This window comes from Nitrospira sp. Kam-Ns4a (genome assembly GCF_965152595.1).
Window position 1 is genome coordinate 3708682 of record NZ_OZ224218.1, and the last position, 25320, is coordinate 3734001.

At 66.1% G+C, this 25320-nt stretch carries 25 protein-coding genes and 1 pseudogene; 2 read left to right on the forward strand and 24 right to left on the reverse strand.

The window, feature by feature from the left end; all coding sequences use genetic code 11:
• Positions 1-4: 4 nt before the first annotated feature.
• The 6 genes from ACWHYQ_RS18455 to ACWHYQ_RS18480 all read right to left on the reverse strand — a co-directional run bounded on the left by ACWHYQ_RS18455 (position 5) and on the right by ACWHYQ_RS18480 (position 10287).
• Positions 5-664 (reverse strand): peptidylprolyl isomerase, encoded by a 660-nt coding sequence (locus ACWHYQ_RS18455; protein ID WP_447973559.1) that lies wholly within the window; start codon positions 662-664, stop codon positions 5-7.
• Between the two features lie 9 nt (positions 665-673).
• Complete coding sequence (locus tag ACWHYQ_RS18460; RefSeq protein WP_447973560.1) at positions 674-991, reverse strand: SurA N-terminal domain-containing protein; 318 nt, start codon at positions 989-991, stop codon at positions 674-676.
• A 186-nt stretch (positions 992-1177) separates the two neighbouring features.
• Positions 1178-2143, reverse strand: coding sequence for a cupredoxin domain-containing protein (locus ACWHYQ_RS18465; protein ID WP_447973561.1), 966 nt, complete (start codon positions 2141-2143; stop codon positions 1178-1180).
• Between the two features lie 144 nt (positions 2144-2287).
• The gene (locus ACWHYQ_RS18470) at positions 2288-4057 is read right to left on the reverse strand and encodes a plastocyanin/azurin family copper-binding protein (RefSeq protein ID WP_447973562.1); all 1770 of its coding nucleotides are present in this window, start codon (positions 4055-4057) and stop codon (positions 2288-2290) included.
• Positions 4058-4293: 236 nt separating this feature from the next.
• Positions 4294-9126: a multicopper oxidase domain-containing protein gene (locus ACWHYQ_RS18475; protein ID WP_447973563.1), complete on the reverse strand. Its 4833-nt coding sequence runs from the start codon at positions 9124-9126 to the stop codon at positions 4294-4296.
• Positions 9127-9657: 531 nt separating this feature from the next.
• Positions 9658-10287 (reverse strand): DsbA family protein, encoded by a 630-nt coding sequence (locus ACWHYQ_RS18480; RefSeq protein WP_447973564.1) that lies wholly within the window; start codon positions 10285-10287, stop codon positions 9658-9660.
• Between the two features lie 95 nt (positions 10288-10382).
• Here ACWHYQ_RS18480 and ACWHYQ_RS18485 point away from each other — a divergent pair, with 95 nt between their 5' ends.
• The gene (locus ACWHYQ_RS18485; protein ID WP_447973565.1) at positions 10383-10940 is read left to right on the forward strand and encodes a Slp family lipoprotein; all 558 of its coding nucleotides are present in this window, start codon (positions 10383-10385) and stop codon (positions 10938-10940) included.
• 22 nt (positions 10941-10962) lie between these two features.
• Here the strand turns inward: ACWHYQ_RS18485 and ACWHYQ_RS18490 are convergent, their stop codons facing one another.
• The 9 genes from ACWHYQ_RS18490 to ACWHYQ_RS18530 all read right to left on the reverse strand — a co-directional run bounded on the left by ACWHYQ_RS18490 (position 10963) and on the right by ACWHYQ_RS18530 (position 17319).
• On the reverse strand, positions 10963-12054 hold the full coding sequence (locus tag ACWHYQ_RS18490) for a tetratricopeptide repeat protein (protein WP_447973566.1): 1092 nt from the start codon (positions 12052-12054) through the stop codon (positions 10963-10965).
• 131 nt (positions 12055-12185) lie between these two features.
• Positions 12186-12647, reverse strand: coding sequence for a hypothetical protein (locus tag ACWHYQ_RS18495; RefSeq protein ID WP_447973567.1), 462 nt, complete (start codon positions 12645-12647; stop codon positions 12186-12188).
• A gap of 51 nt (positions 12648-12698) precedes the next feature.
• On the reverse strand, positions 12699-13829 hold the full coding sequence (locus ACWHYQ_RS18500) for a TonB family protein (protein ID WP_447973568.1): 1131 nt from the start codon (positions 13827-13829) through the stop codon (positions 12699-12701).
• A complete protein-coding gene (locus ACWHYQ_RS18505; RefSeq protein WP_447973569.1) occupies positions 13826-14200 on the reverse strand; it encodes a biopolymer transporter ExbD in 375 nt (124 codons plus the stop codon). Before ACWHYQ_RS18505 ends, ACWHYQ_RS18500 begins: the two co-directional genes overlap by 4 nt.
• Entirely contained in the window at positions 14190-14615 is a 426-nt protein-coding gene (exbB, locus tag ACWHYQ_RS18510) for a TonB-system energizer ExbB (protein ID WP_447973570.1), read from the reverse strand. Before exbB ends, ACWHYQ_RS18505 begins: the two co-directional genes overlap by 11 nt.
• A 191-nt stretch (positions 14616-14806) precedes the next feature.
• Positions 14807-15115, reverse strand: coding sequence for a hypothetical protein (locus tag ACWHYQ_RS18515; protein WP_447973571.1), 309 nt, complete (start codon positions 15113-15115; stop codon positions 14807-14809).
• Positions 15116-15125: 10 nt separating this feature from the next.
• Positions 15126-15674, reverse strand: a complete 549-nt coding sequence (locus ACWHYQ_RS18520) for a peroxiredoxin family protein (RefSeq protein WP_447973572.1) — start codon at positions 15672-15674, stop codon at positions 15126-15128.
• Between the two features lie 27 nt (positions 15675-15701).
• Positions 15702-16796 (reverse strand): transporter, encoded by a 1095-nt coding sequence (locus ACWHYQ_RS18525; protein ID WP_447973573.1) that lies wholly within the window; start codon positions 16794-16796, stop codon positions 15702-15704.
• Between the two features lie 217 nt (positions 16797-17013).
• The gene (locus tag ACWHYQ_RS18530) at positions 17014-17319 is read right to left on the reverse strand and encodes a hypothetical protein (protein ID WP_447973574.1); all 306 of its coding nucleotides are present in this window, start codon (positions 17317-17319) and stop codon (positions 17014-17016) included.
• 377 nt (positions 17320-17696) lie between these two features.
• Here ACWHYQ_RS18530 and ACWHYQ_RS18535 point away from each other — a divergent pair, with 377 nt between their 5' ends.
• Entirely contained in the window at positions 17697-17864 is a 168-nt protein-coding gene (locus tag ACWHYQ_RS18535; protein ID WP_447973575.1) for a hypothetical protein, read from the forward strand.
• A gap of 100 nt (positions 17865-17964) precedes the next feature.
• On the opposite strand, the gene ACWHYQ_RS18540 is transcribed toward ACWHYQ_RS18535, so the two are convergent.
• The 9 genes and pseudogenes from ACWHYQ_RS18540 to ACWHYQ_RS18580 all read right to left on the reverse strand — a co-directional run bounded on the left by ACWHYQ_RS18540 (position 17965) and on the right by ACWHYQ_RS18580 (position 25314).
• Positions 17965-18204 (reverse strand): hypothetical protein, encoded by a 240-nt coding sequence (locus tag ACWHYQ_RS18540; RefSeq protein ID WP_447973576.1) that lies wholly within the window; start codon positions 18202-18204, stop codon positions 17965-17967.
• A 1077-nt stretch (positions 18205-19281) separates the two neighbouring features.
• Complete coding sequence (locus tag ACWHYQ_RS18545) at positions 19282-19443, reverse strand: hypothetical protein (RefSeq protein WP_447973577.1); 162 nt, start codon at positions 19441-19443, stop codon at positions 19282-19284.
• Positions 19444-19758: 315 nt separating this feature from the next.
• Positions 19759-20016, reverse strand: a pseudogene (locus ACWHYQ_RS18550) (hypothetical protein); the annotation flags it as partial.
• A gap of 10 nt (positions 20017-20026) precedes the next feature.
• Positions 20027-20476, reverse strand: coding sequence for an IS110 family transposase (locus ACWHYQ_RS18555; protein ID WP_447973578.1), 450 nt, complete (start codon positions 20474-20476; stop codon positions 20027-20029).
• Positions 20449-20625, reverse strand: a complete 177-nt coding sequence (locus tag ACWHYQ_RS18560; RefSeq protein ID WP_447973579.1) for a hypothetical protein — start codon at positions 20623-20625, stop codon at positions 20449-20451. Before ACWHYQ_RS18560 ends, ACWHYQ_RS18555 begins: the two co-directional genes overlap by 28 nt.
• A gap of 123 nt (positions 20626-20748) precedes the next feature.
• Positions 20749-23073 (reverse strand): TonB-dependent receptor family protein, encoded by a 2325-nt coding sequence (locus ACWHYQ_RS18565; RefSeq protein ID WP_447973580.1) that lies wholly within the window; start codon positions 23071-23073, stop codon positions 20749-20751.
• 75 nt (positions 23074-23148) lie between these two features.
• Entirely contained in the window at positions 23149-23466 is a 318-nt protein-coding gene (locus ACWHYQ_RS18570) for a hypothetical protein (RefSeq protein WP_447973581.1), read from the reverse strand.
• The gene (locus tag ACWHYQ_RS18575) at positions 23463-24035 is read right to left on the reverse strand and encodes a TlpA family protein disulfide reductase (RefSeq protein WP_447973582.1); all 573 of its coding nucleotides are present in this window, start codon (positions 24033-24035) and stop codon (positions 23463-23465) included. Before ACWHYQ_RS18575 ends, ACWHYQ_RS18570 begins: the two co-directional genes overlap by 4 nt.
• A complete protein-coding gene (locus ACWHYQ_RS18580; RefSeq protein WP_447973583.1) occupies positions 24025-25314 on the reverse strand; it encodes a sialidase family protein in 1290 nt (429 codons plus the stop codon). The genes ACWHYQ_RS18575 and ACWHYQ_RS18580 overlap by 11 nt, the downstream gene beginning before the upstream one ends.
• Positions 25315-25320: the final 6 nt, after the last annotated feature.

Sequence of the window (25320 nt, forward strand, 5' to 3'; positions counted from 1 at the left end):
ACGGTCACTGCCCCTTCTTCGTGTTCAGCGCCGCGGCAGGGGCATCCAGCTCAATCCGGTCGGCGACCCACAGGTCCGCCTTTTTCTTCAACTCCTCGACCCGGCGCTGCATCTCGTCGTAGGCCCGCTGCTTCTTGATGATGGACACGATCGCGTCCCGTTTGTCTTCCAGGCGCCCCCACCCGACCGGCCGGTAGCCTTCCACCTTGACGATGTGCCAGCCGTGGACCGTCTGAAAGGGCTCGCTGATCTCCCCCGGCTTCATCTTGAACACGATGTCGTCCCAGGGCGGATAGTGGCCGGTCCCGCGCAGCACCCAGCCCAGGTCCCCGCCGTTCTCCCGGCTGCTCCGCTCGGTCGAGGTCGTCCGGGCCAGCTCCGCGAAGTCCGCCCCTTCTTTGATCTGCTTGTAGAGACGCCGAGCGAGGTCCTCGGTAAGGACGATGATCTGCCGGGCCTTGACCTGCTCCGGGTAGTAGGCGGCCTTCTGCTCCTCGTACTTGAGCCGGATGTCCCGATCGGTCACAACGATGGATTCTCCCAGCTTCTTCGTGATCTTCTCGAACACCAGCGCCCGGCGGAGGTCCCGGCGGAGATTGGCGGGATCGTTCCCCTGCAGGGCCAGCATGGTCGCAAAGGTCCGCTCGTCCTGCTTACCGCGCATCTTGGCATATTACGCTTCGACCTCGTCGTCGGTGACGCTGATCCCCAACTGCCGGGCAAGTTGCTCCTCCAGGACACTGTGCACCAGCACCTGGACGGCGACGCCGGCTCGGCGGACCCGGGCCTCGCCCGGGGCCAGGCCCGGGTGGGCCCGCTCGTAGATATCCACCCGTTGCCGCACCTCTCCCTTAGTGATTGTCACCCCGTTCACCCGGGCAACGACCTCGTCGTCGCCCGGTGCCGGCGCGACCACGGCAACTGCCTGCGCCCCGAAGGCTTCGGCGACCAGAAACCCTGCAGCGATCACGAAGCTCCATACGAGCGACATAGTGCACCTCTTGCTCTGACCCCCTGCATCAAAGGCATTCGGAAGACGCCCAGCCCACCGTACTCCAACGCGGCTCCAGCGAGAATCCCCGCATTGAAGGACTACGATTGACCGAGAGGCGTGACGGCCCGGCGGGGGAAGGCTCTGACGGAGCCCTCCCCCGGCACTGGCGTGCAACCGAGCGTCCTACAGGGTGGTCGGATAGGTCTTCGTATCCGAGTTGTTGGCCGGCGTCACATCGCCGGATAAGGGCGCGCTGGCAGTCAAGGTCACCTCCAGCCGCACCGGCACCGGGTATTGGAAGATCAGGGTCTGCGTGTTACTCGGCACGATGGTCGTGGTCTGCGACGAGCTGTAGTTGATCGTTCCGCTCAAGGTGACGTGTGCCGTTTCGACGCATCCACCGACATTCGACAGAATCACCGACACGTTCACGATGGTCCCGATCTTCATCGGCGGCTGAGCAGCCGGGAGTTGCACGACGATATCGTGCGGTGAGCACACGAGCGTCGTGGTGGTCGTGGTCGGCGCTGTGGTGGTGGTCGTCGCGGCCGTTGTGGTCGTTGTGGTGGTGGGCGCCGTCGTCGGCGGCGCCGTGGTGGTGGTTGTGGTCGGCGCTGTGGTGGTGGTCGTCGCGGCCGTTGTGGTCGTTGTGGTGGTGGGCGCTGTCGTCGTCGTGGTCGGCGCCGTCGTGGTGGTCGTCGTAGTGGTGGTCGTGGTCGTCGTGGTCCCACCCCCACTGATGTTCAGGGTACCACGCATTTGGTCAGGACCGTGAACCTCACAGTAGTAGTCGAAGGTCATGGCTGGAGACTGAAACGGTCCGATCAGCTTCGTCTGACCAGGACTAAGGGAGCCAGTCGAGAAGCAGTTGGGGGCATGCTGGCAGTTCCCCTGGTTCTGGCCTGGTTGCTGGACCACGTTCAACGGCTGGAAGTTGTTCAGGTCTCCGGTCGCTGTGTGGATTTGCCCGCCGACGTTGTCGAAATTGATGGAATCACCGACCGCGATGTTGGCCGGGTTGGGGTTGAAGGCACAGATCGCCGAGCCGGTGCAGGCCGGGTTGGGGTTCGACCCATCGTTGCCGAGCACCCCAAAGATATTGACCTGCAGGGTGGCCGCATAGCTAGGCCCCGACAAGCTCAACGCCATCCCCCCCACCAGCCCGATGGCCAGGATGAGGGTTCGGGCTTGAACACAAGTCACGGTACACCTCCTGGTTCTCTAAGAGAATTTCGGGTGCGGCGAGGGGAGCAGGCCGCTCCCCCCTTGCTCTTCATTGGCTCGTTCCGCCGGCTAGTCCACGGCGCCGGCGATCCCCAGGTGCCAGGGCGGCGGCAGCGGGAAGGGGCCTACGCCCATGTCGCCCCACTTGCCTTCCGCCGTCACCACCGCCGTCGGCAAGCCCAGCGGCGTCAGCCCCTGCAGCGTCAGGATACTCCGCACGTTCACCGGCACATCCCCCGCCTTCACCAACTGATCCATGTCCACCACCGTCGCCTTGTCCTGATACTGCATGGACACCCAGGCGTAGAACCCGCCGCCCGCCTTGGCGCCCATGTTCGCCCCATGGCAGCCGCTGCCGCAGTCCACCACGTTGATCACGCTGTCCGACGCCGCGTCAATGATCGCCACCTGCGAGGCCTTCCCCATCGCCACCACGACGTACCGGTTGTCCGGGCTGTTGGGGATCTGGATCGGGACCTGCGTGTGCGGCGCCGGCACCCCCATCAGCGTGCACTGCGCGCAGGCCGGCAGGTCGATCACGTGCACGACCTCGCCGCTCATCACGTTGTTCACTGTGATCGTCCCCGACACCGCGTTGGAGGTGTAGGATTTCGTGCAGTTCGACAGCGCCCCCGTCGCCACCGGGTACAGTCCCGGCGACGCCGTGATCACGTCGCTCATCGCCATCACCTGCGCCGCCGTCGGCGCGCCCGGCAGCGTGGTGAACCCGATGAAGTTCGACATCGGGAAAGGCTCGATCATGATCCCGCCGCCCAGCCCCGCCCCGCTGCAGGAAATCCACGGCCCGTGCGGGTGATGGACCGGGCCGAAGCTGTGCAGCCCGACCATCGCACTCGTTGCCGGATCGAAGATCCCGAGGTTGCCCGCCATGCCGCCCTCCAGCGTCAGCACCCCGACCGACTCGCCCGGCAGCGTGGTCATCACGTGCGTCACGTCTGCCCCCGAGAAGACTGGCGTGATCGCCAGGAACGAGTTCGTCATCCGATCAAACGTCCAGAAGTTGGACCCGTGCCACTCGGTGACGAACATCTTCTTGCCATCCCTGCTGTACCAGATGTTGTGGGCGTTATCGATGCCCTCGAACCGCCCGCCAATCTTGCGGCCGAGCAACGGCCCCGCCACCGCGACCTTCCGGATACAGGCCCCGGGGCCGATGTCCCCAAAGCAGGCGGGAGCAATGCCAGCCGTCGAGGTGCCGTCAAAGGCTCCCAGCGGCAGGTCGGTGAAGGTCTTCGCGTCAATGCAGTGCACGACGCCCGAGGGGAGATTGGCCGCCGGCTTCTCGAAGTCCCCGGTGATACAGACCTCCCCCACGCCCTGGCTAAAGCCGTTGGAAGAGGGGAGGCCCGAGGCCGGCGTGGTGGGCCCCTGGATGATGTCGGGCACCGGCCCGGCCGCCACCGTCACCCCCGGCAAGGTGATCGTCACGTTGCCCGCCATGTAGGGGTGAATGAAGCAGACATAGGGGAAGGTGCCCGGGCTGCTGAAGGTGACCGAGAACGTGCAGCCGGGCGTGCAGGCCCGGCGATCGAAGGCGCCGCCGATGACCAGCCCCGAGTCGCGGGACGCGGTGTCAATCGTCGTCAACTGGGGCGTCGCCATCTGCAGGCTCGTGATCGTGTGGGTGCCCTGCGAGATGTTCCGCCACTTGACCGTGTCGCCGACCACCCCAGACACCCGGGTCGGGTTGAACCAGGGGCTGTCGTTCGTGATCGTAATGTTAAACGTGTTGGCCTGGGCAACGGTCCCGCTGACGACGAGCCCGAGCCCGAGCAGCCCGGGAAGCACCAGCTTCCCCCAAGTCTTCATTGCACTCATGTTCCGCCTCCTCTGATATGAACCGTTCAGTCAAGGTGATCTTGCGGTTAACGCGCCAAGACTCGCACACTCCACCGCTGCTCTCGAATCACCTGATCCTGCCTCACCTCCTTCCTGGTATTACTCGCCCCCTCTGTCGCCTGCACGGCGCCTTCGCAACTGCACGGCCCCGACTCCGCCCACGCCAGCCTTCCGGGCAGAGTCGCGCGCCTGCATGACCTCCCGACTAGCCGGGCCTACAGCCCCGGCAGGGGTGGCGCGACCCCCTGCACGGCGAGCGGTCTGACGGTACAGGTCGGGCTCCCCGGGGTCGGGACCGTCGCGCAGACCCGGAAGTAGCCCCACTGCCCGGCTTCCAGATAGGGCAGCCGGTGATTCAACCAGAGGTAATTGCCCGGCAGCCCGGCCGCACCCCCCGCCCCGTCCTTCACGTACATATCCAGCATTTCCGCGGCCCCGAACTGGAAGGAGCCCAGCAGGTCGGCGCCCGGCATGAACCGCTCGAGCGGCCATTGGTGGTTCTCGATGGCAAACACCTGGTTCTGCTCGTTCGACGGGCCGAACACGTGGAACACCACCGGGTCGCCGACGAAGGCCTGGAAGACTGGCGTCGGCGGATCTCCAAACAGGTCGGCGCGGAACGCGTTCTCGGGCCCAAAGGCCTGTCGCTGGGACAGCGGCGCGGCCTTGTAGTTCACGCTTGTGAGCCCGGTCACCGCCTCCGGGTACGGGATCGTGAAGACCCCGATCTTCTCGTCTTCGTCCTGGAAGAAGAGCGCGTAGTCGCGATAGCGGCTGGCGAGCACCGTCGTGAGCGCGATCGTGTTCTGATCCGGCGTCGTGCAGAAGAGCTGGACCAGGGACGCGAGCGGCGTCGTATTCAGGATCGCCTGGATCCGGCAGAGCGTGTTCCCGATCTGGACCGGGCTGCCGACGAGGATCGGCCGGACCACATCCACCGCGACCCGGCTCTTCTTGGACACGTCCTCCCCAGTCACGGGATCGAAGTACTGCGCGCCCGGAGGCCCCACGATGATCGCGCCGAACAGCCCGTTGCGCGGGTTCGCGAACTGCGTGATGGTGAACGGGGGCGTGATCACGTCGGAGGGCAGCCCATAGTCCCGGATCAGCACCCCGCCCTCGCCGAACTGCGGGTGCGCATAGAAGACGTAGGTGCGGGATTCCCCAGGGCCTGCCGTCTGGTCGAGCGGGTTCAGCCCGACGTTGGCGCCGTAGGACTGCGCCGGATCATAGGCCATCTTCTCGACGTGGAAGGAGGCGCGGCCCGAGGCCAGCTCGTTGGTGAACTGGACGTTCACGCAGTCCCCGACGTTCACGTGAAGGACGAGCGGCTGGGGGGGCTTGGTTCCGGCCAGCACGGCCGCCTTGTCCGCCCCCAGGACGTAGATCCGCCCGTTGATGGACGTCCCGTTACCGAGATCCAGGGTCTTGTTGATCGCCGACACCTGGAAGAACTTGAACGGCGCGGTCGGCGGGCAGACCGGCGGGCTCGGCGGGATCGTCCGGCCGGGCAGCGGTTGCAGCTCCCCGACGGTCTGGCCGAACACACGCAGGAGGCCCCAGCTCCCTTCGCGGAGCTTGGAGCGGCGAGCGTTGGAGAACAGATAGTCGCCCGGTTTCTGCTGCGGGCCGCCCGCGCTCGGGATCACGAGGTCGTACCGCTCAGCGATCCCGACGTGCTGGGTGTTCTTGGGCAGCGACAGCGGGCTGAACCGCTCGCCGCGCCACCAATGGCCGTCCACGTGGAAGCTGTGGGTCTCATGCGCGCCGGTCTGGTGCATGCGGATCACGACCGGATCGCCGAGGTAGGCCTTGAGCAGATGGGTATGGGGGTCACCGTGGACGAGGCTGCTGAAGGCCACCGAGGGATCGGCCAGGGCGAAGCGCTGGGGCAGCGGCTCGACCCGCAGGTTCAGCGAACTGCCCAGCGAGCCCGACTGGCCAACCGGATTGAACTTGGTCAGAGGGTTGTCGTCCTGCATGAGCATGACGAGCTCGCGGAAGGCCCCCGTGACGTCGGTGGTCAGCTTCTCGGCGGTGTGGATGTCCGCGACGATCCCGCTCCGGATCTCCGCGCCCGTCGCGGGATCGTGATAGGTCGAGTGGGGTGGCTCGATCACGATGGCGCCGAACTGCCCGTGCTTCCACGATGCGATCCCGTTGACGTGATCGTGGAAGTACGTGATGCCGTTCTGGACATCCGGATACCAGCGGTGCCGCACGAACTCGACGCTCACCAACTCCCCCGTGCCGTGGGAGTTCTGGAGCGGCTTGGCGAGCGTGATCGTGTTGCCGGCGATCGCGACGATCCGGCCGACCTCGAACGTCGCGGGCTGCTCCATGCCGATCCCGAGCTCGATGTTGGGATGGAACCGGCTCGCATCCGCGACCGTGATGGTGGTGCTGCCGGACGGGACGCCCGCCGCCAGCGTCGTGTTCATCGGCTGCTGCATACCCGTCTGCCCGATAATGTTGAAGGGCCGGACGGAGCCTTCGTAGTTGAAGCCGGTGATCACCCCGTCGCTCCCCTGGGGATCAAACTGGACGAAGTGGATGTGGAGGTTCACCTTGCTCAGGAAGAAGTTTTCGAAGGTGTCCAGCAGCTCGCTCTTGAGCACCACGTCCACGCAGTCCCGGGCGTTCGCTCGGATCGCGAGCGGGACCTTCTTGCTGTTGTCGGCCAGGACGTCGGCCCGCTCTTCATGCAGCACGAACAGACGCCCCTCGGTGTCCACCAGGGGGAACCCGAAGACGGGATTGTTGACGTCAGGGTTGAGTGGAATCTCCACTGGCAGCGCATGGATGTTGTAGAACTTGCGCGGCGTCCCGCTCGGGTTCTCCGGGCTCCGTTCCGGACAGAGGCTCCAGAGGCCGTTCTCGCCCGGCTTGGCCGGCTCGGTGCTCCTGGTCCCATCCGAGTTCAAATGGATCGGCTCCAGAAACGGCGCGGGGCCGTGGTTGGGCGGAAACGGTGCCCGCTTCCCGAGGTGCGGATGCAAGAACGGATAGGCGAGCTTGCCGGTGGTCGGATCGAACAGGATCGGCAACCGCTGCCCCGGCGTGGGGGACGCGAAGTTCGGCCAGACCTGGGCCGTCTCCGGCTCGTTGAAATAGGTGTTGCCCGTCCGGATCCAATCGTGGACCGTCGCGTCATAGGCCTGGATCTGCCCCGCCTCCGTGAGCGCGTTCCCCGGCTTCCCCTGCGGCGGAAGCTGTTGCTCGACCCAGTCGGTCAGCGAGAACTCCGGCGGGCTCTTCGAGAGATCGGTCGGGCCGCTCACGATTTTGTACTGCGTGCCCGAAATGCCGCCCTGGGCCTGCGTGGAAAACCAGTCCACCGTCGTCCCGACTAGCGCGGCGGAAGTTACCGCGGGCTTCATCCGCCCCTGGCGGTCCGGCAGCTCCTGGAGCGGCGGCAGGTTGTCGGTGGACGCGGGCCCGTTCTGGAGCGTGTTGTACACCCGGTGGAGCGACCACATCCCGCCCAGGTAGTGGTGGGCCACGTGGCAATGCCAGAGGAAGTCGCCCGCGACCTGCTGGCAACCACCGCTCCCGCATTCGCTCTCCAGATCGAAGGTCTCGGAGGGCCCGATGGACTGCGCATCCACAAAATCGGAGAAGCTCGGCGCGGGCCGGCCGGGCTCCTGGACATCCGGCGTCAGGGGCGGAAACTTGCTTAAGCCCACGTCGAAGCGGGTGTCGCCGGTCCCGGGTTGCCGCTTCCAGCGAATCGAGCCGCCGTGGTAGTGGTGGACATGCCAGACCTCCGAGCCGCCGTGCGCCAGGCGCCACTTGATCGGATCGCCCAGATAAGAGCGCGGCATCGGGGCCGGCGGATCGCCGTTGGTGTAGGAGCCGTAGGCCATGGATTCGTCGAAGAAGCCGTGCCGCTGATTGATCAAGAGCAGGCGGTCCCGGAAAGGATCGCCCCGATAGTTCAGCACCCGCCCGCCCCACTTGTAGGCGCCGGTCACGAAGTCGGACATGATCTGGGGGTTGTTGTTCTTGTCGCGGATCTGAAAATTGTCGTTTCCGACTTCATGGTAGAAGACCGCGAACTCCCGGAAGCTCGGCCCGGAGGGCGGCACGATGGTGGCGAACCAGCCGCTCTTGAGCGGCTGCCCGGTCCACGGATTCAGGAACTGCGAGCCTGCCTTCTCCACGATCACCATGCCGAACAATCCGTGCGCGGTCTGCTCACGCATGTTCCCGTGACTGTGGAAGTAGTAGGTCCCTTCCTGCTGGTCCGGCTTGATGAACCACTGGTAGGTCACGGAACCGCCCGGGCTCGCGATGCTGGCCGGATTGGCCGCGATCGCCGGCACGTTGGCTCCCGCTACAATCGCGCTGGAGCCGTGGATGTGGATACTCGCCGGTTCGGCCAGGTTGTTGCTGAAGTTGATGACGAGGCACTCTCCCTGGTTTGCGCGGATCACCAAGGGCTGGATGATGTCACCCTGCAGCCCGATCGAGACGGCGGGCTGGCCGAGGCCAGCCCGCGCGTTGGCGTTCTGCTGGGCCTCCTGGAGCGCCTTGACGCGGTTCTCCGTGAGGACGTACATCCGCCCCTGCGGGTCGAAGTCCAGGAACCGGTTCAGCGTGATCTCCAGCGCGATTGCTGCGATGTCGTAGCTCCTGGTCGGCGTGCCGGGCGGGCAGAGGCCGCCCGTCAGCGACACGGTCTCGACCGACGGGTCCTTGGGGTACAACGAGATCATGCCGGGGCCCGAGCCCCCGCCGTGCAGGGGCACACCCTCCGACATCATGTGCCCCATCGCCATCGTCGTGAAGGGGGCGGTGGGAAACTCCTTGGCGAGCTTCTGACGGAACTGCCCATCCAACACTGGACCGGCGTCCGTCGTGATCGGCCCGGCGGCGGCGAGCTCACGCGGCCCCTGCGGCGCCTCTTCCATCACATCCGCACCGTCATGATGGTGCACGGCGGGCGCATGAGGAGCAGCGGCCAGGACCGTCGTGAAGGGAATGAACGGAAGGGCCAGCAAGACTGCGAAGACGGCGGTTGTCACGGTGGACCATCGGATCAGCATGCGAACAGTTCGTGTCGCGAGATGCGTGCAGCGAATCATCCCTCGCCCCCTCTCTTAAGATGAAACGACCCAGCACGCGCACGCGGAAGTGCGCTCCACTTTTGGCTCCGTGAGGCGTACACTAGAAGCGAAAGTTTCTGCTGACAATTCGCCAATTCCGCTGCAACGGAACGGGTTCCCCTCTGGTGGGGACAGGGATGTCCCGCAACGTTGTCAGGGGCTTCACCGGAGATGTCAGTGCATAGCCGGACATGGATTGGGCCTTCACCTTACAAAGGGTGGGCAAGCGAGGTCGCGGCCTGGTCACACCCGGGGCGGCGTACCGGCCTGGCAGTCGTCACGGAGCGATGCCGGTCGCGACGAGTGCGGCTGGCGAATGGATCGAAGGTCAGCCCGAGCCAGCCGCCGGCCCCGCGGGGAGGCCGAACCGTTGTAACGACTAGCTTCTGCTACGTATCAAGGGTGGGGCGTCTGCGGAGGGACGCGCGAGCCTGTCACGGCTCGCGCGGCGAGCCGGATGGCGCGCAGCCGTCAGCGTTTCGCGTCGGCGGCGAGGATGCTCCGGATCAGCGACTTCAGATTATCCAGCTCAAGGGGTTCCACCTTGATGTTCCCGTCGAGGATGACGGTCGGGGTGGACTGCACGTTGAGGCGCTCGCCCAGCCTTTTCCCTTCCTGCACAGCCCTCGCCGGCTTGCCGGTGGCAAGCCCGGCCTCGAACGCCTCGGGGTCCAGGCCGACTTCTCTTGCCAGGGCGGCGCGGAGCACGCGGTCGAAGATCTCGAGCCGCTCCTTGTGGATCGTGCGGAAGAGAGCCTGCTTCATCTCCGGGCCTTTCCCCATCGCCTTGGCCTGCTCGTACATCTCGAAGGCGGTGGGGAGCTTCCCCCGGATGACGGGGAAGCCGACCATCGTGATCTCCAGCTTGGCGCCGAACTCCTTCTTCAGCTCGGGGACCGCCACCTGCTCGAACAGATGGCAGTGCGGGCAGTAAAAATCGGCGAACTCGGTCAGCTTGACCTTGCCGGGTACGTGGGTCGAGGGCTCCTTGAGCTCGACGTACTTCCCCTTCAGCTCCGCCGCCCCCGCGATGGCTGCGGCGCAGGCGACGGCCAAAGCCGCGAGCGCCGTTCGCGTGATCGCACCGTGTATGAGGCTCATCGCGCCTCCCCGCTAAAGTACGCAGCTTCGGGATCGCTCGTCCGTCAGGACCCGGACTCCCGCGCGTCAGTCACCCGCATGATAGAATACCATCCATGCTGTCCGCGGGCACAGCCATCCGCACCCTGGTCAGCGGGGCGCTGCTGCTGTGCGGATGCGCGGCCGATCCGGTCGTGCCCTCTTCGCTCAAGCCCCGCCTCAACGAGCGTCTGACCTTCGCCGACCTGAAGGAGTCCCCGCAGACCTACAGCGGCCAGCTCGTGGTGCTCGGCGGCGAAGTCCTGTCCGCCAAAGTCCTCAAGCAAGGCGTCCGCATCGAGGTGCTGCAACTCCCGCTGGACGAGACGCGGGAGCCCGCCTGGGACCGGAGCCAGTCCCAAGGACGCTTCCTGGCCGTGCAGCAGGAGTTTCTGGATCCCGCCACGATCCCGCCCGGCACACGCCTTACCATCATGGGCGAGGTGCTGGGCGAGACGACCCTCCCGCTCGATGAGACCCAGTACCGGTACCCGACCTTGGAGATCAAAACCTTGAAGATCTGGCCGAGCCGCGAGTCCGCCGCCCAGCCCTACTCCCGGCGGAGGCCCTACTCCTGGGATTCCTTCCCCTACTGGCGCCCCTGGCCGGTCTATCCCTACCCGTATTGGTGGTAGCACGCCCGTCCCGCGACCGGACCTACCGGCTGCCCTGCCGCACGATCCGCTCCACCCGCTCGTCCTTTCCGCCCAGATCGAGGTACCGGTGGTAATAGACGAGGGCCTTCGCCGGGTCCTTGAGGTGCAGCTCGTAGAGCACGCCCAGGTGGTAGTGGGCCTCGGCGAGGGTGGGCTTCAGCGTGATCGCCTGTTGGTAGGCGCGTTCCGCTTCGGTCAGCTTGTTCAGGCTGGTGTACACGGCTCCGAGGTTGAGGTGCGCCTCCGCGTACTCCGGCCTCAAGCGAATAACCTGGAGGAACTGCAGGACCGCCTCCATCGGACGGTCCTGGCTTCGGTAGACAAACCCCAGATTGTAGTGCGCATCCACAAGGTCCGGCTTGGCCGTGATCGCCTGTCGGTACGCCTCGGCGGCCCGTTCCAGGTCGTTGTCCTTCTCGGCGATACGGCCGAGCAGGTACCAGGCGTCCGCATGGCGCGGGTTCGCGCGAAGCAGCCGGGTCAGCAATTCAGTCGCCTGGCGATCGTCGCCCTGGTTATCGAGCAGATAGCCCAGCCCATAGAGCGCCGCCTCATGGTCCGGCCGGACGGCCAGCAATTCCCGGTAGGCCTGGACGGCCTTGGCCGGGGCGCGCTCCTGCTCGTAGAGTCGGGCGAGCGCGAGGCGCGCGTCCGCGTCCTGAGCGTCCAGCTCGATAGCGCGCCGCAGCGCCTCCTCCGCCTCGGCGGCCTTGCCCTGGGTCTGATAGACCAGCGCAAGGTCATAGTGGGCCTTGGGCAGCCGGGGATCAGCCTGGAGCGCCCGCTGGATGGCATCCGCCGCCTCGCGGGGCTGCTTCTTGCCGTTGAAGTAGACGAGCCCGAGCAGATGATGCGCCTCGGCGAACGTCGGCTGGAGTTCAATGGCCTTCTTCAGCGCCTCCACCGCCGCGTCGTGCCGGCCTTGCTGGTAGAGCTTGAGCCCCTGCTGGTACTGGCGCGAGGCGGGGCCGGACTGAAACGGTGGGCTAGGCTGCGCCGACACGGTCGCGACCATCGCCCACAGGACAAGGACGAGGATGGGCGCGCCCGCCGCCCGGCCCCGTCGCCCTCCCGCTCCCACAGCCTTGCCCAAGCTCGTCTCCTTGAGACCGGCTCAGCACCCAGCGGCGACTATAAACAGAGCGAGGAGAGGAAATCAACGGATCCGCGGCGTTGCGGCCCAGAAGCGCCATGCCACGGCGCGGCGGCTTGCCGCAGAGAGCCTCACTTGAAGAGAACCTTGGACACGGTGGTGGCCGGAAGATCCACCTGACCGAAATCCGATTCCCCCCGGAAGCTGCCGGGAATGGCTAGGGTGAATTCCCCAGTCTTGCCGTTGGCGAGCGTGATGTGGAGCAACGGAGCACCTTGATCAGCCCCCGGTTTGGCCTCAACCTGACGGATGGTCTCGAACCGCACGTGAATCGTGGCGGTCCCGCGCTTCACGGGCAGGTGCTTCACCTCATGCGGGACGAACGCGGTTTCACTGACCTTCTCCTCCCAATAGAAGACCACGTTCCGCACCTCGGTCTCCACGCCTTGTACGTCGGTGAGGACAGCGGTGAACGGCTTGTCGGGCTTGTGCTGCGCCCAGCCGGGTCCCACGGGAGTCAGGGCCAAGACGGCCAGCGCACCGGCGGCCAGCATCAGCCGCGGCCCCTGCCGTATGCCAGATGAACTTGTCATGTCGGGTCTCCTCCTGCGTCGGTCCATGCTGCTTGGAGCCTTGGCGTTCCGTTAGGGTTTGAGCCGATAACTGATCGGCACCTGCACGACGACTTGCGGACGCCCCAGCGGGCGCGCCAACGGCAGAGGGCTGGCCTGTCGGATGATCTCGACGGCGTCGTGATCCAGGATTTGATGACCGGAGCTCTGCACGACGGTCAAATCTTCTAGGTTCCCGTCTTCCCGGATGACGACCCGGATGACGACCCGCCCCTCCAGCCGTTTCATCCTGGCTTCAAACGGGTACCGTTTCAACTGGTGGACCCGGTTCAACAGGGCATCCGCCAGCCACCCGAAGTCGGTCCTTGCGGCGGGCTGAGCGGAAGCGACCCGCTCGCCGCCCGGCGAGCCGCTCCCCGCGCTCGGCGCCAGCTTGGCAATGGCTTCCTGGGCACCCCGGGCACGCTCGTGGGCCTGCACCGGCGCCGTCAGCGGCGTCACATCCGTGAGGGGTCTGGAGACAACCGGCGACGGGGCGGCGGCTGACACCAGCGGCACAGCCGGCTCGACCGGGGCCGCGGCCTCGGCCGGCTTTGTGATAGGCTTCGGCACCTCCCGCGCCGCCACCGGGGTGACCTCCCGGACGGTCGCCTGAACGGGATCGGCAATGACCGCCGCGCCGGTCCGGGTGTCGCGGACCTGGGGAGCCGGCTCCGGGTGGAGCGGCAGCGCCTCTACAGGACGGCTGACCGCCCGGTTTGCCTCCACCGGCTGGACCGTCGGCGCGGCCTGCGCGGCTTGGATGACCGGCTGCACCGGCCTGAGCTCCTGCCGGACGAGCTCGCGGACGACCGGCTCGATCCGCTCCAGAGTCTGCATGGGCTCGACCGGCCGGACCGCCGGGACGGTCTCCACCGCCTGACGTGACAGGGCCGGCTGCGGGGCGAGCGGCGGAGCCGACGGGGCAGCGACTAGCCGCGCAGGATCGCCGCCGGCCGGTTCCGCCGGCTCCGCCCGCGTCGGCGGCGGCGCCTCCACCATGGTCACCTCCCACCGGAAGGGCTCCGGCTGAGGCACCAGCCGCAGATCGGCGACCAGGACGTATGCGGCTGCCGCGGCCAAGCCATGGACGAGCAGGGACAGGCCCCACCCGAGCAGGAGCCGTTGGGCCTCGCTCGGGTGCCGGAGCGGCAGGGTCGTCACGACCGCTCTACCTCCAGACTGACCTGCTTGAACCCCAGCCCCCGGACCTCGTCCACGACGCGGACGAATCGCTCGAGCAGCGTGACTCGGTCCGCCCGCACGACCACCAACGATTCCCGCGGATGCGGGTGCAGGCCGATCTTCAGCTCCTCCTCCGACACGGGCTGCTCGTTCAGGAACAGGCGTCCGTCGCTGGCCATCGTGATGACCAGCGGCACGTCCTTCCGATCGCCCGCGTCCTTCGCCTTGGCGAGGTCCACCGGAATCTGGCCCGTCGTGATGAAGGTGGCCGTCGTGAGCACGATCACGAGCAGCACCAGCATCACGTCCACCAACGGAATGACGTTGATCTGATCCAGCTCACGCTCCATGACGCACCTTGTAGAGGGTGACCAGTTCAGTGACCCGTCGGCGGAGCACGTTGTTCAGGACCACGCAGGGAATCGCCACCAGCAGCCCGACCGCCGTGGCCTTGAGCGCCAGGCTCAGGCCTACCATGATCGTGCTGACCGCCATCGTGCCCGAGGTCCCCATCGTGTGGAAAGTCAGCATGATGCCCAGCACCGTCCCCAGCAGGCCGATGTAAGGCGCGTTGGCGGCCACGGTCCCGATGACGACCAGCCGCCTGGTCAAGGCGATCTCAAAGAGCTGCAGGCTCGGAAACTGGGCCATGTCCACGCGGCGATAGAACGCCCAGCGCTCCGCCGCCACCGCCACGGCCCAGAGACTCAAGACCAACAACAATCCGATGACGCCGTAATCCACGAGGACTTTGACTCCTTCCATCTCTCCTCCCTCCCCGACTCGCTCAGGAGCGAACGATAACCCGGTTTGGCTCGCCCGAAAACAGGGGGTTTTGCGGCCGCGACACGCCCCGCATCCGCTCTCGGTGCGGCAATCCGGAGGGCGGTGTTGGCAGCACGCCCGCCGCTAGACCGGGTGACGCCGGCCGGCCCTTCCCAGTCATTGAGGGGGCGTCAGTCAGGGAGGACGGGCGGCGGGGCGCGCGAGCAGGACCGGAGCGGGAGCAGGACCCCGCTCCGGCAGGAGGCGGGAACCTCGACAGCGGTCACGAAGGCGACCCGGAGCAGGCCGGTGTCGGCCGCGGTTTCGAGCGACTCTCCGACAACATGGAGCCATGTACATCCGACCGGGACGTGGGGCGTCGCGTCGTGCCGCACGTGCTCCATCGCGTGGCCCACGGCCTGCACGGACACAACGACCTGCACCACGGCGAAGCAACTGGCGAAACACCACGCAATGAATCGGCGACCGTGCAGGCTCATCCCTTTCACGTTACCGGACGGCGGCGGCTTGGGCGGCGAGCCGGTCCTTGATGCGGCTCACCACCTCTTGAATCTTCTGTTCAGTCAGCAGCCCCCCCTTAATGTACTCCTGTACAACGCCATTTTCATCTACAAAGACACTGACGGGCAGACCGAAGACCCCGTACTGGTTGGCGACCCGATTGTCGTGGTCGAGCAGCACCGGAAAGGTGTGGCGGTAGGTCTGGATATGCTCCCGCACCTTGGCCTCATCCTCCAGCTCGTTGACGGCCAAAACGACGAAATTCTGGTCCCGCAGCCGATCGTACATCGCCTGCATCGCGGGCATCTCAGTCGTGCAGGGTTTGCACCAGGTCGCCCAAAAGTTGATCAGCACGATCTTGCCCCGGAAGCTGCTCAAGCTTTGCGTGCGGCCCTGGAGGTCCGCCAGGCTGAAGTCCGGCGCCGGCATCCCGACCACGGGTGGGCGCTCCCCCATGCTCCAGGCAGAACCCTGCCCGAGCGGAGCCAGCACGGTGACGGCCGCCAGCACCAGTGTCCTGATTCGCGTTCTGCTCATGACCATGCCTCCTGCGCCGGCCCCGGCTCACGAGACGCCCGGAACCTGGAAATAGTAGGTCAGCCCGAAGGTAAAGCTCACGTCCTGAGCCAGGTTGTTGTTGAAATCGCGGACCACAGGAATCTGCGAATAGAAATAGATCTGCGTCTTCTCGCTCGCAGTGATCATGAACCCCGGCGTAAAGGCCAGATAGGTCGAGCCGGTGTTCGGCACCCGCCGGTTCCGGATGGCCGCATCCAGGACGATCGGATCGCCCGGAAACCCGGGATCGCTTGGAGTTTGAGAGCGTTCGAGTGACGCACTGATGTTGTCGTGGACCAGGTAGCGGTAATTCACCTGAGCGGTCAGCACGAGCCAGGGGACCGTGACGATATTCACGCCTCCGTTCAGCAGATACTCGTCCCCGAACTGATAGCCGGCATTGTTGCGGAACGTGTGGCGGTAAGAGGCGAAGGAGAACTGGTTGAGGCGGTGGGGGATGAGCTCGTAGGTCTGGTAGAGGGACCCGATCAGCCCCACCTGCCCGCGGCCGAGCTGGCTCGGCGCTTCCATCACCCCACCGCTCGCGTCGCGCGAATTCCATTTCCCGGTCGGCAGCTCCACCCCGAAACCAGCCACCAGCATGCTGCGCAGCGTCGGCAGGAGGTTGTACTTGGCGGTCAGCCGCATGTCGCCCAGCCCGTTGTCGTAGAAGTCCACGTTGTCGCCGGCGCCGCCGTTGGTCTCGCCCAGCCCGTCAATATGGTGGTGAATCCGGCTCAAGAAGGGCACCGTGACCTCGAACCCGAACCGCTCTGTCACGCCGTAGTTCAAGTCGAGCGTGGCGGTTTGCGTGATCGTCCGGGTCTCCCGGTGGTGATCCAGAATTAGGCGGCGTTGATTCTGATCAATGGCCGGGATCACGCCGGAGGTGCCACCCTGCAAGCTCATGGGCGTGAAGGTATAGAACATGTTGACGGTCAGCAGCCCTTTCTGCGGGATCTGCTGCTGAGACCCGATGACGATGAAGCAGGTGACGCTGCCGCAGGCAGCGTTGCCCTCGTGCGGGAACGCCGCCAGGGCTACCAGCGCACACAGCACTCCCGCCGCCCACGCCGCGCGGGCGGCTCTCTTTTCCCCCATTGGTCATCTCCTCTCCCTGCAGCCCGACGGCCGGCCGGGCCAACGGGCGCCGTTCCCCCCATCAAGAACGCCAAAGGATGCCTGGCCCGCCCGGGAACGCCCATCCGGCCGGCGCCGGGCGACGCTGCGCCGAGACTGCACCGGGGACCCGTTGCTCTGGCGTTACAACGGCTGCAACACTCGAGACGGACCAGGGACCCGCTATCGCAGTGACGGCTTAGGCGGAGACGAGAGGAGGACCGCGGGAGGGAGAGACCACCCGGACCGCGCTCGCCCAGTGCGCGCCGGGTGGAAGACTGGCAACGGTCAGCGGACCAATAGCGACGTGCAGCGGAATCGCGGGGCCTTCAAGGACCTGGCCCGCGGAACAGACCCAGGAGCAGATCGCCGTCGCGTGGGTGGCCGCCTTGTGGTGGGCGTGCTGCACCGCGTGCTGCACCATCTGGCCATAAGCCAACGCGCCAACCGACAGCAGCCAGACGGCAAGCAGGACGGCGACCGATCGTTGAAAGAAACGGACCATCGAAGGCTCCCGGAGGTCCCGATCGTAAGTCGGTCAACGAGTCGCTGTCAAGGCATCTCCGCGGAAAAGCCCCCACCACATGAGAGGGCCTCCGAGCGGCTGACCGATCACCGCGCCAGCAGCAAGTCCGCCTCCTGCCGACGAGTCGCACGGCGCGATGGGCACGTACCGGCAAGACCGCGTCTCGTTTGCAGCATCCGTAGCCGCCTCATCGGTCTGGCCGGACCCGTCTCGCCCCATTTCGGGACATGACGCGCGGCGGTCTTCCTGGCAGATCGCAACCCCGATGCGTCGCGCACCCCCGCGATACCTGACCGCAGGTCTGGCCGCCTGTCTGCTGTCGGCCAGTGCGCCGCTCACAGCCCAGACGGTCGCGCATGCCGCGCAGCACGCCAGCCATCAGCCCGCCGCGCACGCCATGGACACCCGGCCATGGATTCAATTGCGTCCGGGACCCGCAGATCTTTCCGCAGGGACCTCAGGACACCGGCGAGACGGACCGGACCGGCTACGAGGACAACGACAGCTTGTACCAGTTCAAGTAACCGCTTCCCTTCGCTCGGCACGCCTGGCGGATGTCCGCCAGGCGGGCCGAGCAAGGGGACCCGGACGCGGGGAGGCGGCCACGCCGAGCCCCCGAGGAGATCACCGCCCGTTCAGCGCCAGCAGCTCCTCATAAACCGAATCCGCCTCACGCCCACCGGCGGCGCCGCGCGGGCTGGCCATCACCATCGAGACCGTCTCGCCGTCCTTCGTGATCGAAAACCGCTTTCCATCCCTGCACAGGACCTGCACGTGGTCCTCGTCGACGATCCGCACCAGACCAATCCCATCCGCCCCACCCTCGTGTAGATGCAGAAGCTGTATGCCGAGACGCATCAACATGCCTGTCCTCCCTCGCATGTCCAGCCGGTGAGACTCGGCGGCACCACCACCAGCGGCTGACAAGGGGCTTGCCCCCGGCCGGCTCTGGGTGAAGCTGATCACGGTAAACGAAGGTACTGCCCGATGTCGCATAGAGCAGGTCGTTGATTGGAACCCCGATGTACCTGCTCTCGCCTGGTTTCAGGACGATCTGCGCCCGCAGCACGGTCGGCGCTTCAAAGGCGCCGTCCGCGGTCATGAGAAACCCGCGGTCCACAGAGGACTTGTGCGTCACCTTGAGCACCGCCGGGCGACCTGGTCGCGTCTTTAGGTCCAGGATGGTGACGGGCCGATACCAGACCTTGACGTCACCGATCTCCGTCGCGAAGAGCTCCGCATCCACTGGCAACTCGGAAAACCGCTGGCCGACCACCGACCCTGTCTGCAAATCCCCTCCTTCCACTCCGCCGGACTGATGAGCAAATCCGGCGGAACCGATCATGCCCCCCGGGTCCCGATTCGCCGCTCGCCGCAGGCGCACCCTTCCGCCTGCGCGCCTACGGCGCGAAGGATTCGCTAGATGCTGCACAACATCCTGCGTCGAGACCGATTTCCCAGCCCCTGATCGAGCAAGGAGCCGCCCGCCCGAACAATGCCGGATGAGATTTGCTCAGGCCGGAACGGCCAGGAAGGGAAGAGGCGGGGCACGGGATCGAAGTCGAAGGACCGGGCGAGCGAAGAGAAGGAGCGAGCCGACGACGCAGAGCCAGACGGGGACCAACCAGAAGGAGACCGCCGGTACCGTCAAAACCAGTCCGGGCTCAGAATTCGCCAGGCAGGCCCAAGCACAGAGAGCGGAGTGTCCGGCAGGGACCGACTGGTGGTGCCCAGCCGATGCATGGGCGACGTGGGCGACCACACAGGCAAAGGCCAGGACGGCGAGGGCTAGGTAGGCCCCCGTCACCAAGCTGACGACCAACGGTCTGATTCGCTCCATCATCCTCATCCCCTGACGCACAGGGATCGTCACATCGCATCCAGGCCTGGGCACCGTACAGGAAAGGCGTCGGCCCGTCTACCGACGGATGCTCACCGCTGCTACAGAAAATCCACCCGGATCATCCGGGGCTCCGACCTAGTCTGGCCGCTGCACCCACCCGGTCGCGGCGTCCATCTCTCGACCCGCCGGGACGCGATCAGTTCGAGGACCGACCGGTAGAAGACGCGCAGGCTCCCCTTGCCGATCTTGGTCGCATCCAAGCGGCCTTCTTCGATCTAGCGATAGATGGTCCAACGGCTGACATTCAGTAACTTGGCGGCCTCTGTCACACGGAGTAGAGACTTTTCCATCGCACGCCCCCCATGAATAGGGCCGCTGTCAACAGCCGACACGAAGCCCGGACCAATAAAATGATGGACCGCTAACCTCCCATGCGGGCACGGGGAGCCCAACCTTCCGGTTCAAAGACAGCCGCCCAATCTCCAAGACGAGGCGCGTGCCTCAAGGCACATGCGGGCTCACTGTCCTTGCCTGCCCATCAGGGTGAGACCCCGAGCCCAACCGTCTCGCGCACGTTACGCGATGGCTGGCTGCAGCTTCCGCGGGTCAGAGGGCTGCCCCGACTTCCGCACGCCATCGGCCGTGGTCAGCAGCTTCCGCGCCAGGACCGCCACGGCGATCTTCTTGCCTCGCCGCCTCGCGATCCGGATGAAGAACTGTTGCAACGGCTTCGCCCCGTGGCTCTTCATGCGCACCACCGTATGGGCACACTGCAGCAGGACGCAGCGGACATCCATCCGCCCATCGCGGTTGATCCGCCCGAGCTGCCGGACCTCCCCACTCTTAACTCATCGGCGCCAAGGTGCCAGCGTGCACCACGGTCTGCTGGGCCTCAAACCGGCGGGCGTCATCGAGCGCGCTCACCGGCGCCGGGCCAGCTTGGTCGCCCACGTGGCCCCCGCAAAACACTGCTCCGGCCAGCGATGCCCCTTCTTGGTACACGTAGCCCCGGATCGCATTGATCAACGCGGCCCGCTTGGCCTGCAAGTGTTGCCGCGCACTGACCAACTCCCGCAATTCCCGCACGGGCCCCTCCACCACATGGACCGCTCGCGGCGGTATCCCGGCCCGCGCCAGCTCCGCCAACTTCCTGGCATCCACCTGATCCGTCCTGCCCCGACTCTCCGTGCTCCACTTCACCTTATTGGGATGGACAACAGGCACCTGGACATCCTCCAGCATCTTCAAGGCCTCGGCCACCCACTTCAACTGATTGCCGGCTTCGAAGGCCACCAGCTTCGGGCCCGGCCCACCCGCTGCATCAACGCGCGCAGCCCCGCCCGCGTCGGCGCCACCTCCCCGTCATACACACGCTGCTTCCGTTCAGTGACCGCATAGGCCACCAGGCTCTTGCCACTGATGTTCAAGCCGACGTACAACATCCTCTGCCCCCTTCGGTGGTGATGGGTTGCCACCCGTGACAGTCGGGCCTTCATACCTTGACTGTCGACCAACGTAACGGGGGCCCTATTCATAGAATCTCCTTGGCTCCTCCGACGCCCGCCTCAGAACCCCAGGGTCAGGCCCGCATAGAAGGCCCGCCCGTAGCCCGCGAAGAAGGCCTGTTTTGAGCCGTCCGGCGTCGCATCCGAAATGGGCACAGCCGAGGCCACATAGATCTTGTTGAAGACGTTGTCCAGCTCGAAATAGGTCTTCGCGAACTTGACGAAGCTGTTGTTCGTGACGTGGTACGTGTCATGGACGTTCAAGTTGAACAGCCAGTAGGCCGGGGTCTTGAGCGTGTTGTTGTTGTTGACGAAGAAGCTGTCCACCCAGCTTGCCTCGACCCACCCGCCCCAGCCGGTGGGATGCTCATAGGACACTTTGCTGTTCAGGACGTTCTTCTCCACCGCCGGCACCGCGTGCCCTGCCTGGTTGATCTGGGTAATGGTCCCACCAAGGTTGAGCTGATCCACGAATTTGACGTACTTGCTGTCCATATGGGTGTAGGCCCCGGTCCAGCGCCAGCCGGCCGCCGGCAGCCAGGTCCAGCTCACCTCCACGCCGCGGTACTGGGACTCCGGCGCGTTGACCGAGATAGAGCCGGTCCCCCCCACCGGCGTCGTGACCGTCTGGGTAATGATCTCGTTCTCGAAGAAGATCCAGAAGCCAACCAGTTGCATGGAAAACCGCTCGTGCAGCCTGCCTTCGCCGCCCAGCTCGAAGTTCATGTTCCGCTGGGGCTTCAGGTCGAAGTTCGTCCCGGCCAGCCCGGTGGTCGGATCCGTCGTCAGGTTCCCGAAGCCGGGGATCGCATAGCCGGTCGAGTAGCGAGCCCAGTAGCGTTGCTGATCCGTTGGCCGGTAGGTCAACGCGAACTCCGGTGCATAGTTGTTGAAGTCCCGGTTGACCCCGGCTCGCGAGCTGACCGCCCCTGCGGCCGTATAGCTGATCGTATTGACGTACACGGTGGAGTGCTCGAAGTTGAACCGGGCGGCCGCCGTCCACTGGGGCAGGAAGGTCCATTCCTCCCCGATCCGGGCCCCCAGGTTGCGGATCAAACCGTTGGAGTTCTGGGCGAGCGTCCCGCGCGTCCCGGTGAAGTTGTTCAGGTTCGTGAACGTGTTCCCCTTCTGCTCCATATAATTGAAGAAGTAGCCGACGTAGCTGCGGAGCGGCCCGCCCAGGAGCGTCCCGTCGTGCCGGAGATCCGTGTAATGCTTGAAGTTCGGGTTGGTGTTGTCGCTGATCTGCGCAAAGACCTGGTGAATGTCCTTCAGATCGAAGTCGCCCTCCATGACCAGGACGGTGTGGGCCCCGATCTGCCGCTCGTACAGGCCGCCGATGATCGTCCGCCGGTCCCGCCGGCCCTGATCGAGCGAATTCGCGGTAGTCGTCCCGAGGCCCCCGGCCTGGCGGGGGTTGGCGCGGAACTGCCCGAACGTCAACCGCAGCGGCACCCTCGCCCACAGGTCGTTGTTGATCGCCTTGAAGTAGACCGTCTGCCGGTCGTCGATGCGGAAGCGCAGGTTCAGGTTAACCGTGGAAGTCCAGTAGTTGCTGTGCTGGATAAACCCGTCCTCCCCGATGTAGCTCCCGAACAGGGCCACATCCAGGTTGCTGGACTGCCGGCCGACCGCCAAGGCGTGCTTGTGAAACCCGTACGAGCCGCCGGCGTTCAGCAGCTCGACGCCGTTGATGTCCTTCCCCCGGCGCGTCCTGAACTGGACCATCCCCCCCAAGCAGTAGTTGTCGAACATGGAGGAGCAGGCTCCGCGCAGCACCTCCACGCCCTCCATGAACCAGGGGTCGTGGAGATCCAGGCGGGAGAGGCCGTCGGATTGGGTCTGGGAGATCCCGTCTTCGTAGAGCTTGACGTTGCGGATCCCGAAGGTGGTTTTGGCCCCGGACCCGCGAATCGAGATGTTGAAGTCCCGCGGGCCGTTCCCCTGCCGGACGACCATCCCGGGCAAGGACTCCAGGGATTCCCGGAAGTGCCGGGTCGGCTGCTCGGTCGTCTCGCTGCGCTCGGTTGCCGAGATGGTCACGCCCTCCGGCCGTTTCACCGGCTTGCCGCTGACGATGCTCACGTCAGAGAGCTCCAGTTCCGGGGCCACGCCCGGCTCCTCCGGCTCGACCCGCCCCCTGATGATGCTGGTGCCTGCGGAAGTCCGCCCCCCTTCCGCCGGCGGCTCCTCCCGTTGCAGTTCATCCAGCTCGTCTAAGATCTGCTTCAGTTGCTGTTCCAGTTTCTCCTTGCGCTGGGCCCGTTCCTCCTGGGTCTTCCGCGGCCGCTGCTCCTGCGCCCAGACGGGCCCGCTGCTTTCGACCAGCGCCGCGAACACCAACCCGCAGGTAATGAGATGTCTCAGCAATGAGAGGCGATGCACAGTCGTCTCCTTTCTCGCGCACGCTGCCGTACGCGCCCTTCGCGCGAGACATCGAACGAGGATGACCGGGATAAGTCAGGCCGAGCGGAGGGAGGGAGGTGCTCGGGAGAGGGCGGCGCCCAGCGGCAGGCGGGCGCGAGCCGCGCAGCGACCGATCGAGAGCAGGAGCAGGATCCGCAGCCTCCCGACCGGCAGCCAGTTCGACGTCACCGTGCTGGTGGAACCTACCTGGCAGGCCCAGACGCAGAAGGCCGCTTGCAAGGCACCCGCTGGATGCTGGTGGCGCGCCCCGTGGGAAGCGGTATGGTCGAGAGGACAGGCCGCGGCAGCGAGCGCCAGGGTCAGGTAGAGACCCGCCGCCGCAAGCGCGAGCAAGGCTGGCCAGCGCCTCATGGCACCGCCTCGATAAGACTTCGAACCAATGCGACGGCCTCCGGGCTATCCCAGGCCCGCGGCCCGACCGCCCGGCCGACCAACTTCCCGTCCCGGCCGATGAGAACCGTCGTGGGCAGGCCACGGACCAGATAGGCGGCCGACATTTCCTGCTCTTCGTCCAACAGGACGGGCAGGCCCAGGCCCAGGCTGTTGAGGAATGTTTGGATCTCGCGGGGGCGGACTTCGGTCGTGACGGTCAGGAGGGCGAAGTGCGCCGGGTCGAACTGCCGACGCAGCCGATCGAGCGCCGGCATCTCCTCCCTGCAGGACCCGCACCAGGTCGCCCAGAAGTTCACCAGCACTACCCTGCCGGTCAGCTCCTCCAGCCGCACCCGCCGCCCGTCAAGCGCCTTCAGATGGAACGCCGGCGCCTCGCGGCCGGCCCCGAGGCGGCTGAGCCTCAACGCGGCGAACGGATTCGGCGTCGAGGCCGAGCCGGACAGCACGAGCCCCAGGAGGCTCACCAGCAGGGCCATGAGCAGGCCCGCGACCCGGCCCGGCCGCCGCCCGGCACGCTCACCGTCCACGTTCCGCCACCCCTTCCGGACGCCCTAGGCGGGCGAACTGGACCACCAGCTTCCGTCCGGGCCGTACCTGCTCGATCCAGGCCAGCGCGACAAGCCCCTGGTCGTTCATCGCGACGGCCGGGCCTTCCCCCTTGCGTTCCTTCAACCGCTGCGGGGGGCTGAACGTCTGCCCGCGGTCGAGCGAGTAGCTCAGCACCACCTCCCGGCGCACCGGGGACTGCTCCTCCCAGACGACGACTAGCCGCCCCTTCCGATCCACCGCCATTTGCGGATGGTCGGGAAAGGTACCTTTGGACGAGTTCAGTTGGCGCTTCGGTGAAAAGGTCCGTCCGCCGTCGTCCGAGACGGCCAGGTAAATGGCCGGCGTCTCGTCGGGACCCTCCGTGTACCAGACGACGTAGAGCCGGCCCTGCCCATCTACTCCGATGGAGGCGGGGCGGTGCGGGCAGGCCGGAAACGCCCACCGGTCGTGCCCGACGATAACCGATTCGGAAAACGTGCGCCCCCCGTCCGTGGACCGGGCAACCACCGTCTCCCGCACGTGGCCCTCGAAGACCTTCCGCCAGGCCACGTACACCGTCCCGTCCGGGGCCGTAGCTACGGCGGTCCGACAGCAGACGCACGTGTCCTCGTCCACCTTCACGTTCTTCGCCACGCTGCGGCCCTGGTCGGTCGAGCGGGTGGCGAAGGTCGCCGGCTCCTTCTTGCCCTCCCGGGCGTCAATCCAAGCCAGGTGCACGGTGCCGTCCAGCGCCACGGCGAGGTGGTCGAAGGAATGGTTGGTCACGACCGCATCGTCGTTGACGGTGATGGGCGGGGCGAAGGTCCGCCCGCCGTCCTGCGACCAGCTCAGGTGGAGCAGGCTCGTGAAGGGCGTTCCCCGCGCCTGCGGGTGGGGGGACGACCAGGAGAGATAGATGGCCCCCTCCCGTCCCAGCGCGAGACCAGGTGGCTGATGGACGGCCGCCACCGGCTGGTCGGCTGGATTGACCTGGACGGGCATCGCCGGCTCCCCGCTCGTTTCGTGGAGGCCGAGATAGTAGAGCCGGCGATCATCCTCCCGTTCTTCCTCGATCCAGGCCAGATGCAGCCGCCCGAGGCCGTCCAGTTGGATTGCAGGCCCGGAGACCGGTTTGGTTCCCTCCCGGACGACTCGTTTGTCGCCGAGTTGCCACCCCATCACAGGAGGGACCGCGTTGTTTGCCAGTCCGGCGCCCAGCCCCAACGCCAGCGCCGCGCTCACTCCCGTTACCAGGCTCAAAACCACCCGTGTGCTCATAGGGCC

Excerpts from the sequence above, each read along its gene's own strand:
- ACWHYQ_RS18515 (WP_447973571.1), bottom strand. The coding sequence starts at position 15,115 with ATGAGCCTGCACGGTCGCCGATTCATTGCGTGGTGTTTCGCCAGTTGC.
- ACWHYQ_RS18530 (WP_447973574.1), bottom strand. The coding sequence starts at position 17,319 with ATGGTCCGTTTCTTTCAACGATCGGTCGCCGTCCTGCTTGCCGTCTGG.
- exbB (WP_447973570.1), bottom strand. The coding sequence starts at position 14,615 with ATGGAAGGAGTCAAAGTCCTCGTGGATTACGGCGTCATCGGATTGTTG.
- ACWHYQ_RS18560 (WP_447973579.1), bottom strand. The coding sequence starts at position 20,625 with ATGTTGTACGTCGGCTTGAACATCAGTGGCAAGAGCCTGGTGGCCTAT.
- ACWHYQ_RS18485 (WP_447973565.1), top strand. The coding sequence starts at position 10,383 with ATGCTGTCCGCGGGCACAGCCATCCGCACCCTGGTCAGCGGGGCGCTG.
- ACWHYQ_RS18495 (WP_447973567.1), bottom strand. The coding sequence starts at position 12,647 with ATGACAAGTTCATCTGGCATACGGCAGGGGCCGCGGCTGATGCTGGCC.
- ACWHYQ_RS18580 (WP_447973583.1), bottom strand. The coding sequence starts at position 25,314 with ATGAGCACACGGGTGGTTTTGAGCCTGGTAACGGGAGTGAGCGCGGCG.
- ACWHYQ_RS18465 (WP_447973561.1), bottom strand. The coding sequence starts at position 2,143 with ATGGCGTTGAGCTTGTCGGGGCCTAGCTATGCGGCCACCCTGCAGGTC.
- ACWHYQ_RS18535 (WP_447973575.1), top strand. The coding sequence starts at position 17,697 with ATGCCGCGCAGCACGCCAGCCATCAGCCCGCCGCGCACGCCATGGACA.
- ACWHYQ_RS18520 (WP_447973572.1), bottom strand. The coding sequence starts at position 15,674 with ATGAGCAGAACGCGAATCAGGACACTGGTGCTGGCGGCCGTCACCGTG.
- ACWHYQ_RS18455 (WP_447973559.1), bottom strand. The coding sequence starts at position 664 with ATGCGCGGTAAGCAGGACGAGCGGACCTTTGCGACCATGCTGGCCCTG.
- ACWHYQ_RS18460 (WP_447973560.1), bottom strand. The coding sequence starts at position 991 with ATGTCGCTCGTATGGAGCTTCGTGATCGCTGCAGGGTTTCTGGTCGCC.
- ACWHYQ_RS18525 (WP_447973573.1), bottom strand. The coding sequence starts at position 16,796 with ATGGGGGAAAAGAGAGCCGCCCGCGCGGCGTGGGCGGCGGGAGTGCTG.
- ACWHYQ_RS18570 (WP_447973581.1), bottom strand. The coding sequence starts at position 23,466 with ATGAGGCGCTGGCCAGCCTTGCTCGCGCTTGCGGCGGCGGGTCTCTAC.
- ACWHYQ_RS18505 (WP_447973569.1), bottom strand. The coding sequence starts at position 14,200 with ATGGAGCGTGAGCTGGATCAGATCAACGTCATTCCGTTGGTGGACGTG.
- ACWHYQ_RS18475 (WP_447973563.1), bottom strand. The coding sequence starts at position 9,126 with ATGCTGATCCGATGGTCCACCGTGACAACCGCCGTCTTCGCAGTCTTG.
- ACWHYQ_RS18540 (WP_447973576.1), bottom strand. The coding sequence starts at position 18,204 with ATGTTGATGCGTCTCGGCATACAGCTTCTGCATCTACACGAGGGTGGG.
- ACWHYQ_RS18480 (WP_447973564.1), bottom strand. The coding sequence starts at position 10,287 with ATGAGCCTCATACACGGTGCGATCACGCGAACGGCGCTCGCGGCTTTG.
- ACWHYQ_RS18470 (WP_447973562.1), bottom strand. The coding sequence starts at position 4,057 with ATGAGTGCAATGAAGACTTGGGGGAAGCTGGTGCTTCCCGGGCTGCTC.